This is a genomic window from Spirosoma arboris (genome assembly GCF_009754945.1).
Taxonomy (GTDB): Bacteria; Bacteroidota; Bacteroidia; order Cytophagales; family Spirosomataceae; genus Spirosoma; species Spirosoma arboris.
This window is the reverse complement of record NZ_WPIN01000003.1, coordinates 355,721-370,304: the sequence shown is the minus strand read 5'-3', so window position 1 is coordinate 370,304 and position 14,584 is coordinate 355,721. Positions and strand designations below refer to the sequence as shown.

Genomic DNA, 14,584 nt, shown 5'->3' with positions numbered 1-14,584 from the left:
GGAAATGACCGTGTCCGAACTAATCCTGATACGGAGTCGTTCTGCGGTAATTTACTAATCGCAACTGAGCAATGCAGTCCCACTTACAGCCCTTTCAAACATTCATTACTAAAGCTATTGACTACATTCAACAAGATCCCGAAACTATTGGGTTAGCGGCTGGCGGCTCCTGGGCATCGGGAGAAATCGACGCATATTCTGACCTTGATTTAGTGGTAGTTACAACTCGAAAAATTGCCCCTGATATTGAAAAGATGCAGGAGTACGCAGCCAAATTGGGATCGGTACTAGCGTCTTTTCGGGGCGATCACGTAGGCGAACCCCGGTTATTGATCGTTCTCTATGAAAACTCGTTGCTGCATGTTGATATTAAGTTTTTGACACCAGATGAATTTCACCATCGCGTAGAAGATCCAACGATACTCTGGGAGCGGGATCAGATATTAAGTTCAATTATTCAGCAATCAACGGCTCAATATCCTCCTTTTGATTTTCAATGGGCCGAGGACCGATTCTGGATTTGGACACACTATGCAGCCCTTAAAGTAGGTCGTGGCGAATATTTTGAAGCTATTGATTTCCTGGCTTTTGTCAGAAATGCCGTATTGGGCCCCATGCTGCATCTTAAAAATTCGAGTTTACCCCGAGGTGTACGTCGGGCTGAAACTACTTTTGGCTCCCTGGAACTTACCCAGCTCCGCAAAACTGTAGCGATGCCTGACCGAACCACCTTGCTTAGTAGTCTTTGGGAGGTCATGTATCTCTACGAATCTCTGCGCGATCTACTGGTTCCCGATACATTCCAGAAGAACAGGGCTGCTCAACTGGCAGTCACAAAATACCTTGCCTCCCTTTAACGATCAGGGATTTTAGAACATACTGGTGCCACGGTTTTATTGAGCGTTATGAATAACCGTGGCACCAGTATGTTCTAAAATTCCTGATCGTTGCCAAGTAATGGTCATTTATGAGGACGTTGGGACACTCTTGACAAAGCGTTTACCTCAAATAGTCATCCATAGTTTATAGCTGCTTCACCGGAGAGTTATTCCGTTTCACCTGATTGAGCATTGAGCGGAGAGTCATACAGACGCAAATTTGGTGCGTCGATTCGACACTTCCTCTTTATTAACTCAGTCAGTACCATGAAAAAAATACTTAAAATCTCCGGTCTCTTTTTGGGATGCCTAGTTCTGCTATTGCTGTTTTTTTGTGCTTATGTATCCGTGGTAGGTTTAGCGACTTACGATCCTCCCATTACGCCTAAAGTTACGGTTGAACGCACGACTGCCCGTGTTAATCGTGGAGAAAGTATCGCCCAAATTCAATGCATAAGTTGCCATGCCAACAACGAAAACCGATTGACGGGTAAGTATTTAGGTGAGATTCCATCTGTCTTCGGTAAGATCTATTCGAAAAATATTACCCAGGATAAAGAAAAAGGAATTGGAAACTGGACTGACGGCGAGATTATGTATTTCCTGCGGACGAGCGTTAAACCTGATGGTACATTCTCTGCTATTATGCCCCGCTATCCACTCATGGCCGAAGAAGATCTCAAGTCGGTGGTTGCGTGGCTTCGTTCAGATCGTTTTCCGGTTCAGCCTACCAAGCAGGAAGCGCCCCAAATAGAGTATAGCTTTTTCTCTCAATTGTTATCGCACACGATTATTAAACCCGGCGACTACCCACAGCAACGTATATCCATTCCAGACAGTACTGATCAGGTAGCATTGGGACGCTATATAGCCAATGGTGTAGCAGATTGCTATAGTTGCCACTCCGCCGATTTTCTGGATCAGGATAAACTTCATCCCGAACGTTCGAAGGGGTTTTATGGTGGGGGGAATAAGATGAATGGGGAAGGTGGCAAGCCGATTTTTACGGCTAACCTGACTTTTGACGACGAAACAGGCATCGGTAAAAAATATACGAAAAGCCAGTTTGTTCGAGCCGTAAAAATGGGCGTAAGACCAGACGGTTCTATTTTGCGCCAGCCAATGGGGCCGCACCCCACATTGAGTGATTATGAAGTAGGAGCAATTTATGAATACCTGAAAACGATTCCTAAATTGAAAAACGATATCGCTGGAAAGAATGCCGAATTGCAAGTGGCGACCAACTAAGTCTTGGAAGCATGGGCTCAATAATAAAGCTCTATTCGGGGTTCAGATGCACCTTTACTGTATCAATCCGAGTGCCGTCCATTGAAACGATAGTAAAGGTAAATGGCGAAAATTCAACAACTTCCCCAACTTGGGGAACGTCTTCGTGCGCGGCCAAAATCAACCCGCCTAACGTATCGTAACTCCCTTCGGGGATATGCCATCCGTACGTTTTGTTCAGATCATCAATTTCGTGGCGGGCACTTAGCAGCCAGGTTTTATCATCGAGTCGTTGTTCAGTCCAGTCCTCGTTGGTGTCATATTCATCCTGAATCTCACCAAAAATCTGCTCAACCATATCTTCGACGCTTACTATGCCTGCCGTTCCGCCAAATTCATCGACAACTAAGGCCAGACTCTTTCGCTCTGACAAAAAACGGAGCAGTAGATCCTGGGCTGGCATCGTTTCGGGGACTGTAATAATCGGTGTAATGATCTCTTCGACCGTAGCCGGTTTTTTAAACAGGGCCAGCGCATGGCAATAGCCGATGACATCATCGATCGTATCCCGATAGACAACAATTTTAGAATGACCGCTTTCCTGAAACGCCTGTCGAAGATCCTCAACCGTGTCATCTACAGCAATGGCGGCAATTTCTGTTCGAGGTACTAGACAGTCGCGCACGCGCACATCACGAAATTCGATGGCATTGTTGAAAATCTGGGTGTCAACTTCCACCGTTTCCTCCGTATCAGCCTTTTGATTATTGAGTTGCTGAAGATAATGATTCAAGTCAGTTAGCCCGAAAACTGGACGGATTTCAGGGTTTCGTTTCCCGAGTACGTAGCGAATAAAGAAGCGCGCTGTGCCAACAAGTACACGAACCACGGGCGCAATGGCTTTGTAAATCACCCATAATGGCACTGCCAGAGCCTCTAGAAAGCGGTCGGGATGAATAAGCGCCAGACTTTTGGGAATATAATCGGCAAACGGAAGAAAAATGACAGTTAGAATGAAGGTTTCAATGGCAATGACTACAAACTCGTGGACTGCCCATGTCTGTGGTAAAATAGCGATCAATAGCGGGTTTAGGGCCATAACGCCCAACACGGTATACAGAACCAGAAAGAGTGTGTTACCTGTCAGTGTAGTGCCGACAAACAGAATGGGATTTTTCAGGAAACCCGACACTAATTTTTCGCCTAGTGGCCCCTGTTTGCTGTGGAGTTCGAAATACAACCGGTTAACCGATACATACGCCATCTCGACCGCCGAAAAAAAACCAGCTAGTACAAGAGCAAGTAAAGCACCGAATAAGAGGACGTAAGATTCCAAATAAGTTTAAGGTTTCGTGTTCAACGTTTCCTGTTCTTCTTCCGATCGGCCACCATCTGCTTGATGGTCGGTGAGACCGCTTTTTCGCGTTCGAGACGCTTATTTTTGATGTATTGAAAGGCGAACAGAAAACCTACGCCCAGCATGAGCAGCCAGTAGCTGTCGGCAAAGGTTGTTCGCTGATACTCGGCAACCCAAAGAATCAGGAAACCAGCAGCAGCCGAAAGTAATAGAATTTCAGAGAGTTTCAGTTTCATAACGAAGTAACTGGTTGACGGTTATCAAGTAGAGCCATTCGTTGACACAAGTCAAGCGCGAGTTCCTGATAGACTATCGACTAGGCCGCTTTGTTTTTCATTTTGGAAAACTCCCGATACCGCCGAACGGTAGCAATGAGGAACCCGATCACCACAATCAGTGTACCAATCCAGAGTATATTGATGAGCGGTTTTTCTATCGCTTTCATTACGATGTAATCACGTTGTGTCCGGTTAACGGCAAATGTGAATTTACCCGTGCGGGGATCAATTTCATTCAACTGAATACGAACACCCAGCTCATCGCTCGTTTCAGCCGGATGCGCCACCATACGGTTTTTAATGATAAATGCTGGGCTGAGAATGTGCTCACCGTTTTTATCGAGCACGCGAACTTTAGCGCGAACGGCCGCATCCGTTGGACCGATTTCCATCCCTTCTACTTCATTGGTGCGCACGACATCATCCAGAATGGCGACATAATCATTTAGGAAAAAGGTGTCTTTGATAGCAACACTGTACGTTTCAGTTTTCTCCCATTTGTTTTCATCGCCTGGGTTGGGCACCGAGTTAACATATGTGTACATATCCCGGTCCGCTTTGTGGCGGATGTCGGGCGATGCGAGCAAACCCATTCGTTCGTTTACCTGAGCACGTGGATATAGATTGAAAATTTTGCCATTCGGCTCCCGATACTCGACGTCGTAATAGGTATTTTCTGGGTAAAGAGCTAACGTGTCGCCTTTCTTGTGATAAATTTTCCCATTCTGCTCAATGTCGCGCAAAGCAATTCCGTGGAAATCACCTTCAATTACTTCGACATCATTGCGTGGAATATAGCCCGGCACATCACGCGCTTCTATCCGCTGGCCACGATATGTAAGCTGATATTGGCCCATCCGCTCGGGCTGGTTAAGCCATAAAAGCGTATTCTCTTTATTTTGCTTATTGTTGTCTTTCGTAAACTCTTCCTGTTTCGAGATCAACAGACCACTATTATTGATCGAAATTACTTTCGTGTACCCAGCCGAATAAAGAATACCAAGGAGCATCAGGGCCATACCGATGTGCGCAATCGCGCCACCTGATAGCCGATAATTACCCCGGACAACATCCAGTAAAATGCTGCCATTTGCCATCAAGGCAAAAATTGAAGCCACCAACAAGGTCATGTAAACTGGATTCTTCATCTCGCCGAATGCAATCAGACCTGCACTAAGCAGCAGGGTCAGAATACCGGGTGTAATGAGCGCATCCCACTTTTTGTTTTCCAGTTTACGCCACCACATATACTGACCAACGCCCGTTAGTAGCGCAATGATGATAAAGAACCAAATCTGGAATTTGCTGTAGTGAGCAACCTGATCGGCAGGAAGAGCCAGGTTTGAAATTTTGCCAAACGATTCCAGAATCTTGTTGTAAACAGGAATAGACGTTGTCGCAATGACCTGAAATGCCGCTAGACACAACACCGTGGCCCCGATGAAAACCCAGAATTCTTTGCTATAGACCGACGCTTCTTCACTATCGGCCGGAATATATTTCCACTTGCTGGCTGCTAAAGCCACGGCTAATACGACAAAGGCCAGTAAATACACCAATAACTGACCTGATAACCCTAAGTCTGTGAAGGAGTGAACAGATGCGTTGCCTAGAATGCCACTTCTCGATAGGAATGTTGAATATAGAATCAGTACAAAAGTGGCAATCGTGAGGATAATGGACATTTTTAGTCCCGTTGAGCTGCGTTTGGCAATGAGCATCGTATGCAACGCAGCTACCAGTACCAACCAGGGAACATATACCGCATTTTCGACCGGGTCCCAGTTCCAATAACCTTCAAAGTTGAGCGTTTCGTAGGCCCAATAACCGCCCATCATCACACCAACGCCTAAGACCATACCGCCAATAAGTGTCCAGGGCAGAGCCGGTCGAATCCATTCGAGGGGTTGATTGCGCCATAATCCAGCAATGCAATAGGCAAATGGTACCAGCGATAAGGCGAAGCCGAGGAATAACGTGGGTGGGTGAATGACCATCCAGTAATTCTGAAGCAATGGGTTCAGACCATTACCGTCTTTAGGAACGAAGTTTGGATCGGCGGTAAAGATGGGAGCATCGGGCATCGCTTCGGTTAGTAACAGAAACGGTGAAGACCCAATCTTAAATGAATCACCGAAGATGACACCTAGAATCATGGATGCCAGAAACGCCTGAACCAATGCGAAAATAGCCATCATTGGGGCTTCCCATTGCTTGGCACTAGTACGCGTCAGAATAACTCCCAGCGTAGCGTTCCAGAATAACCATAACAGGAAAGAACCCTCCTGACCTTCCCAGAAACAGGAAATCATGTATTGTACCGGCAACGCCCGCGACGAGTGACTCCAGGCGTAATGGTACTCGAAATAATGATTGTAAATAATATAGAAAAGACTTGATGCTACACCAACAACAGCCGCGCCATGGATGTAAAATGCCCATCGAGCTAACGTCCGCCAATCGTCACGAGCAGGGGGCGTCTGGACTTGAGCAGCGGATTTTGCTTTTCGTTTTGTGGTCTTTCCTCCGAAACTCGACTCGCCAGCATAAGCTAATTGAGGTTCTTCGACAAGTTCAACTTGTGCCGTACTTCGCAGGCCGAGCGCCGACAGGAAATAAGCAACCGTTGCTACGAGTGCCGTAACGAACGATAGAATTACAAAAAAATGGCCAAGCTGCCCGACTGTTTGGTGAATCATACTCGCTTAATGAGTTTATTGTACTCTTCGTGTGTGCCAATCCAGAACCAAACCAATATCGAGTCTTCTCTTTCTCGGCCTAATGCTCTGTAATGATCTCCAACCCGAACCGCCCATACAATACGTTTACCTACTAACTTCTTGAACTGAAGAGAAGGATGAGTCGGGTTTATTGTTAATAATTCGTAGTTTTTGTCAGCTAATTCGCGAATATCCTCAGGCAATGCTTCGTAACATTTCCAAAAGTTTGATGTTGTACGATTAATCATAAAGGCTTGGTTAAGCCCTTTTCGTACTCCTCATCGGCCTCGTCAAGTAATGCATCCAGGCGGCCTGCGTTAACATCTTCTTCAATCTGCTTGTCCCACAATTGATTCCGATAGTCAATTAACCAGTCTGATAACTTCCAAAACTCGTTATCACTTAGCTGAGTAATGGCTGTTTCTATTTCCTGTACGCTCATAGCTGTGCCGTTTTTGCTTCGTGTTCAGTCGTCTCCAGCTTGCCATCCTGGTATTTAGATGGGCATTTGAGTAAAATTTTGTTGCACTGGAAATGATCACCCTGCATGGCTCCAATGATCACAATCTGTTCAGAACGGTCAAAATCCTGTGGCTTGGGACTGTTAAATACGACTTTCTGAGCCCGATTGTCGTTATCCACCAGCGTAAATTCGAAGTGGTTGGGATCAATAGCGGGGTTATAAAACATATCGACAATTTGCCCTTGCGCATCTTTCTTGACCTTACCGACAACATGAATCATTTTGTCGTCCCCATCCTGTGCGAGTGCAGCAGCTTGCTTAAACGTAACGTACGAACTGGCGTCACCCGCTGTTGCCACAATGATGCCAATAGCCAGCGCAATAACAACGATACCGAAAATGTGAGAGAGTTTCATGATGTTAATGACTAACGACTGATGACTTTTCTTTTACTTCTTTTTCCAGTTTGCCAATCTGCCGATCAAGTCGAATCAGATAAATAATAATACCCAAAAATACAGCCGCAACAACGGCGACGACGACCCAGATTTTGCCATCGGCGCGGAGCTGATCAGCCATAGCAACGCCATCGGAGACGGGTTGCTGAGCGAATAAAGTTTGGCTGAATAAAAGTAAAGCCACCAATGAGATTTTTGTCAGAAAAGACAGTCGCATTTGAAAACGAACTAGTTAGAAAATTAACGCAAAAATAAGTCGAATCATTCCGAAAACCCTATGACTTTAGTCATCTAAAGCAGCCTTCACCCGACGGAATCGTATCCGAAGCTCGGTAATCCAGACTCCTAATAAGGTAAAGCCAATAATGGCCGGATAGAATACCATCCGCATATTATTGTCCATATCATATTTGCCAAATGCTGGATTACCTCCATTGCCAGGGTGAAGCGAATCGGTCAAACGGGGAACGATGAAAATCAAGGGGACAAATACAGCAAAAGCAAAGATGTTATAGACTGCCGAAATGCGGGCACGTCGCTGCTCATCGTCAAAAGAGCCGCGTAAAATCAGGTAGGCAAGGTACATAAGCATTCCAACGGCAACGCTATTGAGCTTAGGGTCATTTGGCCAGGGTTCGCCCCATGTGAAATTTGCCCACAGAGAACCCGTTGCACAGCCCAGAATGCCAAACAGGATTGCTGTATTAGCAAATTCGACAGCAATTAAATCATCGTCAAATCGACCGCTGCGCAGGTATTTAATTGAGAAAATAGCTGAGGTCAGCAATAAAATAATCATACCGAACCAGAGCGGTACATGGAAATACACATTCCGGATACTTTCATTCAGAATGGGTTGACGAGGAACAACTCCCAAAAAACCTTTCAGAATTACGTAGGTTAAAATCAGGACCGCAAGGGACTTCCACCAGGTTTTGTTCATTTTTATTGTTTAATGTTTCAAGTTCAAGGTTTCAGAGAACCCGAAACCTTGAATAGTTCTCAACTTCGCCACAAAAAAGGAAACAGCAGCCACGATAGCGTCAATACAATAGCGTCTATGGCCAATACCGTCCCAATTTCCTTCCAACTAACGCTACGGTCGAGACCGTCGAGAGCGTTTTTTGAAATTTTCAATAACATCAGCAACAGCGGAAGGATAATTGGGAAACTCAACACGGCCATTAACGTAGCCGGATTCTCGGCCTTGCTGGCAATTCCCGAAACGAGCGTCAATGATGCTGCAAATCCTATCGCGCCTAGTATTAACGTCAGTATATATAAAGGAATATCATCAACAGGGTTACCCAATACGAATGCATATACGCTAAAACCTAATAACGCTAACGCGAGCATTAGTACCGTGTTATACAGAATTTTTGAGAGGATAATTTGCTGTGGACTAGCTAATGTATAATAGTACAATTGCCTACCAACTCGTTCCTGTACAAAACTTTTTGCAATAGCATTTATGGCAGTAAACAGCAAAATAATCCAAAAGAGCGTGTTCCAGACAATAGGCGTCAGCTGACCACGCCGGGCGTTAAAGCTTAGATAACAGACGAATACGGCTCCCACAATATACAACAGCATTCCGTTGAGCGCGTAGCGTTGCCGCCATTCCAGCAGAAACTCCTTCCGCATTAATGCACTCATCTGTCGTACTGACTCGGCCATTCTGATTCATTTAATTCTGCAAATTTACAGCGCAATGCTGATGCGGAAAAGAAATACTTTTGCGTTCTGATTGGCCCTACACAGGCTATGTGTGCATTGAGAGCGCTTTCGTTCGAGGTAATGACTGAACCTGAACAAGCAGCCACCCGCCAATATTATTATTTTTTAATGGATTATTCGACTGTTTTAACGCTCTGCGGTTTTTCATTTCTGGCTGGTTTTATTGACGCCATTATAGGCGGAGGGGGCCTAATTCAAACGCCTGCTATTTTGTTCACCTTACCACAGTATCCGGTGCCGATGCTTATCGGTACCACAAAAATTCCTTCGTTGGGCGGGAGTCTGATGGGTGCGTTTCAATATAGCCGGCGCGTTGCTGTAGCGGGGCGGTTTATTGGCCCAATGATGGCGATTGCCTTTGGGGCATCCTGGCTAGGTGCCTGGACACTTACGCGCGTACCCAACAGTTTCATGAAACCATTTGCACTGGTTATTCTGGTGGCTGTATTTATCTACACTCTTACGCAAAAGGGGTTTGGGCAAGTGTCACATCGGGTTGTGACGTCGCAACGACAACGGTTACGTATGTGGTTGATGGGAGCCGTCATTGGGTTTTACGACGGCTTTTTTGGGCCAGGAACAGGGAGTTTTCTGGTGCTGGGTTTCATTACGCTGATCGGCTTCGACTTTTTGAAAGCCAGTGCTCACGCCAAATTAGTGAATGCGGCTACAAACCTGTCTTGCACATTATTTTTTGCCAATAAGGGCTACATTCTATACGCTTTTGCATTACCAATGGCTGTAGCTAATCTTTCTGGGGCATTTCTGGGAGCACGGCTGGCGATTCTGAAAGGTAACCGCTTCATTCGGGTATTTTTTCTATTGGTTATTGCGGCCACCATTCTGCGGTTTGCCTGGGATTTACTGACATGAAAATCAATCTGATCAAAACTTTAGCTTCCCCCATAATTTCCGAATTGGATCGACCCAGTTGGGGCTATCCAATTGAGTCGGGTCCTGAATTAGTTCCACTACCTGTTGGGCTGTTAGTCGATTCTCAGGATTGACAACCAACAGTTTATCGATGAGTCGTTCGCTGGTCCGTGATAGCGTTGGTTTTAACTTAATAGGAGAGAGGTAATCGGCTTTTTGAATCAGGCGACCTATTTCGGATTCTGTAGTTCCCCCAAAAGGCGTATAGCCTGTAAGCATTTCATAGAACAATACACCTAACGCCCAACAATCTGATGCCGAGGTACTTTCGCCGGTAAATTGTTCAGGTGCCATTGAATAAGCCGTACCCACCAGATGTCCCTGCCGCGTTAGTCGGGGAGAGTTAGCCAGACGAGCCAGACCAAAGTCCAATAGTTTAGCGTTGCCCTGGCGGCCAAACTTTATATTGCCTGCTTTCAGATCCCGATGTACGATCTTATTACTGTGCAGATAGGCTAATGCTGATGCAATTTGTCCTACTATTTTCCAGGCCGCTTCTTCAGTAAGGGGACCGTTCTTGCGGATAAACTGTTCGATGGTTGGTCCTTCGATGTACTCCATCACTAAACAAGATAGCCCGCTTTCGACAAAAAAATCGTGCAGGAGTGCGATGTGCGGATGCCGTAATGAGGCTTGGACACTAGCTTCGTTCCGAAATCGTTCCGCATGCTCCAGCCGGCTCAACAGTTTGATCGCCACTGTCTGTCGTGTTTCGTCATGATAAGCCTGATAAACTTCTCCCATGCCGCCTGATCCCAGCCATTGCGTAAGTGTATAGCCTCGAATCGTCTGGTTCATATTAGTGTTATGGTCAAGATTCAAGTTCAAGGTTAGCCGCTTCGCTATATTAAAGCTCTGTTTATAGTCCGACTGGAACTTGAAACACGGAAACTGAAATTACTAAATTATCCAAGTACAGTGGCCGCCAATCGGCTGATATTCAGTGTTCTGGCATTAGAATCAATAATGTCTCGATAGAGCCCTCCCGATTGGTAAAGTGATTCGTGAGTTCCCTGACCTACGACTTCACCTTCCTGTAGTACATAAATCTGGTCGGCATCCATAATCTGACTAATGTTGTGCGAGATAATGAGTACTGTACGATTCTGTTTGATCGCATCCAGACTATCCTTGATTTGTTCAGCGGTAATGGCATCAAGGCTGGCGGTGGGTTCGTCAAGCAACAGGACCGGAGGGTTTTTTAGGAACAGACGAGCAATTGCAATACGCTGTTGTTGGCCTCCCGATAGCGCACGGGCTTCGGTCTGGTAACCCTTAGGTAATTGCTGAACCTGATGGTGAAGACTCGCCTGGCGGGCTGCTTCAATAACCTCCTCGGTCGTAGCCTCAAGACGCCCATAGCGGATGTTTTCTTCGATAGTACCAGCAAAAATGTGGTTTTTCTGTAGTACCAATCCCACATTTTCCCGAACTAATTCACTGTCGTAGTCGGCAAGTGGTTGGCCATCCAGCAGAACGCTGCCCCGTGTTGGGTTATAAAATCCCGCCAGCAGATTCAGCGCCGAACTTTTACCAGCTCCTGACAGTCCAACCAGCGCCGTCACTTTTCCTGGCTTTAAATCAAGCGTTACATTGTGAAGTGCCTGCTTACCATTGGGATAGACAAAATCCACATTTTGCAGTGAGAAGTGACCTGTCCAGCTGGTTGGCTTTAGTGACCCGCGTTGGTGCAGGTATGAATTGTTTTCGATCATATCGAAAAAGCCTTCGGCATAGGTTAGAGCTTCTGTATATTCGTCATAGATGCGATGCAGATGCCGAACGGGTGCCGACACATTGTTGAATAGCATGATGTGAAGGAGAATGGCGCCTACAGTCATCTGACGATTTAGTACGAAATAGATCGTCACGACGAAGACCAGAACGATACCCACCTGTTCGGCAATGCTTTTCAAACCATCGAACCAGTAGTTCGTGCGGTGATGCCGAATTTCTTTTTCGCATAGACTCAAATTGAGCACTTGCTGACGGCGTTGTTCGTAGCTCTCCCGGACAAACGATTTCACAACGAAAATAGACTCCAGTAACCCATAGAGAGCATTAGCCTTGTTTTCACGCACTTCCTGAATGTTGCGACGAATCTGCTTCTGGCGATTTGTCTGTTCCCGGCTAATGTAGGCGTACACGGGTAGAACTAGTGTTGCCACGATTCCCACGCCAATATTTTTGTTATAAATCAACACCAGGGCAAAGGCTGCATTGGCGACCATCGGAGCAATATCGACAAACAGATTCTTAACGGTCTTGGTCAGGCTGTCGATACCTTTATCGATTCGTTTTTCAAGCTTACCAATCTGATTTTGGTCCTGTGCGAAGAATGATAAATGATAGGACGCAATCCGACTAATTGTGAAATCATATAGGTCGGCGGCCATTCGAAACCGGATGCGGTCGCTCAGGAATTTCTGCCCTAATTGGACTAACAGAGCCAATAATTCCTTGGTGAGCAGAATCGCCACTAAACTGCCCACTACCCGAATCACTTCGGTATTGTCGATAGGGCGTTTAAGTAATCCCTGCACGGTATTGACCGAATACTCCATCACTAAAGGCGTAACCTGTGCCAGCAAAGCCCCGATCGTTGTTAGTAAGAGCGCCAGAATCAGGCTGCCTCGGTAGTTACGGACAAAAGGCCAGAGTTTGCGGATAAGAAGAAAAGTGTTCATATAGCTGACAAGAGATTACATGATCTGGCGGATGAACTCTTGAGTAGTCAATTTGCCATCGGTTTGGTAATCGTAGAAGAGCTCGGTCATTGAGGCTACAATATGTGGGTCTTCTGTTAGGAAAGCCGTCAGTTTAGTGGCCCGACCACTGGCGCTTGAGCCACTACCAAGAATGCAGACGCAAAGGCCCCGGAAGATACCCGGCTTATTGTCGCGAGGGGAACTGATAAAGAGTTGTACCGGCAGCGTTTTATTGACTTTTGAAACGCGGATACCCAGTTCCTGCATTTCCCGGATTGCCTGTGAGTGATCTTTGTATAATTGGTTTACTAACAGAGATTTAGGTTTCACAGATTCTTCTCCTGAAGAGGGGACCAAAAACCGATTATGGTGTGGAATATCATCGCGCTGGTTCAGGATTGAATTACTACCAGGACGATAGGTTTCTACCGATACGTGTTCATTAACAACCTTGCCGAGGTATTTTAAGAAAGCATGGGTAGCACCTTCATTCTGATCGTTGAGTGTAACAAATTCAACGTGTGCATCACTACCCATATTCTGGAGGTACAGTGCCGCACCTTTTAACTTGTTTTCTACGTCGGTTCGGTCGCGCTGGAGGGCTTCTGCTTTGCGAGCGTAATCGAACTGGGTTGCATTGCGGAGTTCATGTGGTTTCAGGTCGGCATGTTTAGCAACATATTCCATACGAAATGGAGCGATACCTTCCAGACGAGCTGTATTAGACAATACCAAGAGGTCGTTTCCCTGCGATTGTGCCGATTCAACTACCTTGCTGATCCCGTTTAGCACCTCATCAGAACCTTCCATGAGAAGCACTTTTTCATTGACCTTACCACTCACATCGACCATTAGTGTATTGAGCGATTGGGTAGCCTGGACCAGCAGATTAGTCTGGGTTTTAATATGTTCCATTTCCTGCTGATTGATCTTTTCTTTCTGGCGGTTCGCTTTCTCGGTTGATACGGTCACGAACAGGCCAATGAAAATCCCGACAATCCCCCCGAGCAAACCAGCGATGTCCAGTTCGCGGATATACCGGTCAATGCCAGGGCTGAAATAACGTTGATTGTCAGACCAAGCACCGGTTTTTGGGTCAATCTGGAAGTTAGACAAGTAGTGAGACGAGTCGTTAAAGACGTAGAACCATTTCAGGCCCATCGAAATCAGCAAGGCCACGAACGGAATCATAAATAGCACTGTAAATAGAACCGGATGCCGCCGGATGATTTCGTAGAGTACACTGAAAAAACCTTCGTCTTCCGATTTTAGATCAGTACTGGTAAGTGTATAAGAAGCGGGAGCAGATGAAAGAGATTGCATGACGTAGTTGATTTTTAGACCGTTACAAAGGTCATACTTCGTCTGTTGCTGTTTCCTCCACAAAGACCTACATTCGGTCTACAGGAAAACCTATAAATTGATCTATAGGATTGTCTGTGGTTCTTAGCTACTGACACAGAGGGGATCAGTCGATATTTTCCCTGACCCTGCTTGCATACAAAAACTTTCCGTTGTAATCTTGCGTTAATTAAACTGAATCTAAATAAAGATTAACACCACCGGCATCATGAGCAAGCGCAGTGTAGCTGATTTGAAAGTTGGCGAACGAGCCACCATTCAATCCTTTAACAATCAGTTGATGTCGCTTAAATTGCTCGAAATGGGCTGTTTGCCCGGTGCGGAGATCTGTGTATCTGGTAAAGCACCACTTGGTGACCCAATCTGCCTGAACGTGGCAGGTTACTGTCTGGCTATGCGTAAATCAGAAGCAGCCACCATCCTAATTGAGAATTAAGAATGATAAATGATGAATAAAGCGTAT

The 14,584-nt window shown here is 45.9% G+C and carries 16 protein-coding genes; 4 read left to right on the top strand and 12 right to left on the bottom strand.

Annotation, left to right across the window (positions count from 1 at the left end; translation table 11 throughout):
• Positions 1-71: 71 nt before the first annotated feature.
• Both GO755_RS09355 and GO755_RS09350 read left to right on the top strand, forming a co-directional pair.
• Complete coding sequence (locus tag GO755_RS09355) at positions 72-857, top strand: nucleotidyltransferase family protein (RefSeq protein ID WP_157584483.1); 786 nt, start codon at positions 72-74, stop codon at positions 855-857.
• Positions 858-1,145: 288 nt separating this feature from the next.
• Positions 1,146-2,126 (top strand): c-type cytochrome, encoded by a 981-nt coding sequence (locus tag GO755_RS09350; protein ID WP_157584482.1) that lies wholly within the window; start codon positions 1,146-1,148, stop codon positions 2,124-2,126.
• Positions 2,127-2,157: 31 nt separating this feature from the next.
• Here the strand turns inward: GO755_RS09350 and GO755_RS09345 are convergent, their stop codons facing one another.
• The 9 genes from GO755_RS09345 to GO755_RS09305 all read right to left on the bottom strand — a co-directional run bounded on the left by GO755_RS09345 (position 2,158) and on the right by GO755_RS09305 (position 9,058).
• Entirely contained in the window at positions 2,158-3,441 is a 1,284-nt protein-coding gene (locus GO755_RS09345; RefSeq protein WP_157584481.1) for a hemolysin family protein, read from the bottom strand.
• A 20-nt stretch (positions 3,442-3,461) separates the two neighbouring features.
• Positions 3,462-3,698: a hypothetical protein gene (locus GO755_RS09340; RefSeq protein ID WP_317165825.1), complete on the bottom strand. Its 237-nt coding sequence runs from the start codon at positions 3,696-3,698 to the stop codon at positions 3,462-3,464.
• An 80-nt stretch (positions 3,699-3,778) separates the two neighbouring features.
• Positions 3,779-6,439 (bottom strand): cytochrome c biogenesis protein CcsA, encoded by a 2,661-nt coding sequence (gene ccsA / locus GO755_RS09335; protein WP_157584480.1) that lies wholly within the window; start codon positions 6,437-6,439, stop codon positions 3,779-3,781.
• Complete coding sequence (locus GO755_RS09330) at positions 6,436-6,708, bottom strand: ParE family toxin-like protein (RefSeq protein WP_157584479.1); 273 nt, start codon at positions 6,706-6,708, stop codon at positions 6,436-6,438. The genes ccsA (GO755_RS09335) and GO755_RS09330 overlap by 4 nt, the downstream gene beginning before the upstream one ends.
• Positions 6,705-6,902: a hypothetical protein gene (locus GO755_RS09325; protein WP_157584478.1), complete on the bottom strand. Its 198-nt coding sequence runs from the start codon at positions 6,900-6,902 to the stop codon at positions 6,705-6,707. The genes GO755_RS09330 and GO755_RS09325 overlap by 4 nt, the downstream gene beginning before the upstream one ends.
• Complete coding sequence (locus GO755_RS09320; protein ID WP_157584477.1) at positions 6,899-7,339, bottom strand: cytochrome c maturation protein CcmE domain-containing protein; 441 nt, start codon at positions 7,337-7,339, stop codon at positions 6,899-6,901. Before GO755_RS09320 ends, GO755_RS09325 begins: the two co-directional genes overlap by 4 nt.
• Before the next feature lie 4 nt (positions 7,340-7,343).
• Positions 7,344-7,598 carry a CcmD family protein gene (locus GO755_RS09315; RefSeq protein WP_157584476.1) on the bottom strand — a complete coding sequence of 85 codons (255 nt, stop codon included), beginning with the start codon at positions 7,596-7,598 and terminating at the stop codon, positions 7,344-7,346.
• A gap of 66 nt (positions 7,599-7,664) precedes the next feature.
• Positions 7,665-8,324 (bottom strand): cytochrome c biogenesis protein CcsA, encoded by a 660-nt coding sequence (gene ccsA / locus GO755_RS09310; RefSeq protein WP_157584475.1) that lies wholly within the window; start codon positions 8,322-8,324, stop codon positions 7,665-7,667.
• A gap of 59 nt (positions 8,325-8,383) precedes the next feature.
• The gene (locus GO755_RS09305) at positions 8,384-9,058 is read right to left on the bottom strand and encodes a heme exporter protein CcmB (RefSeq protein WP_157584474.1); all 675 of its coding nucleotides are present in this window, start codon (positions 9,056-9,058) and stop codon (positions 8,384-8,386) included.
• An 87-nt stretch (positions 9,059-9,145) separates the two neighbouring features.
• On the opposite strand from GO755_RS09305, the gene GO755_RS09300 reads away from it, so the two are divergent.
• Complete coding sequence (locus GO755_RS09300) at positions 9,146-9,991, top strand: sulfite exporter TauE/SafE family protein (protein ID WP_227686904.1); 846 nt, start codon at positions 9,146-9,148, stop codon at positions 9,989-9,991.
• Between the two features lie 12 nt (positions 9,992-10,003).
• On the opposite strand, the gene GO755_RS09295 is transcribed toward GO755_RS09300, so the two are convergent.
• From GO755_RS09295 to GO755_RS09285, 3 genes are all read right to left on the bottom strand, one after another.
• A complete protein-coding gene (locus GO755_RS09295) occupies positions 10,004-10,849 on the bottom strand; it encodes a serine/threonine protein kinase (RefSeq protein ID WP_157584473.1) in 846 nt (281 codons plus the stop codon).
• Between the two features lie 107 nt (positions 10,850-10,956).
• Complete coding sequence (locus GO755_RS09290; protein ID WP_157584472.1) at positions 10,957-12,738, bottom strand: ABC transporter ATP-binding protein; 1,782 nt, start codon at positions 12,736-12,738, stop codon at positions 10,957-10,959.
• A 15-nt stretch (positions 12,739-12,753) separates the two neighbouring features.
• Positions 12,754-14,082, bottom strand: coding sequence for a hypothetical protein (locus tag GO755_RS09285; RefSeq protein ID WP_157584471.1), 1,329 nt, complete (start codon positions 14,080-14,082; stop codon positions 12,754-12,756).
• Positions 14,083-14,329: 247 nt separating this feature from the next.
• On the opposite strand from GO755_RS09285, the gene GO755_RS09280 reads away from it, so the two are divergent.
• A complete protein-coding gene (locus GO755_RS09280; RefSeq protein WP_157584470.1) occupies positions 14,330-14,557 on the top strand; it encodes a FeoA family protein in 228 nt (75 codons plus the stop codon).
• The last annotated feature ends 27 nt before the right edge of the window (positions 14,558-14,584 follow it).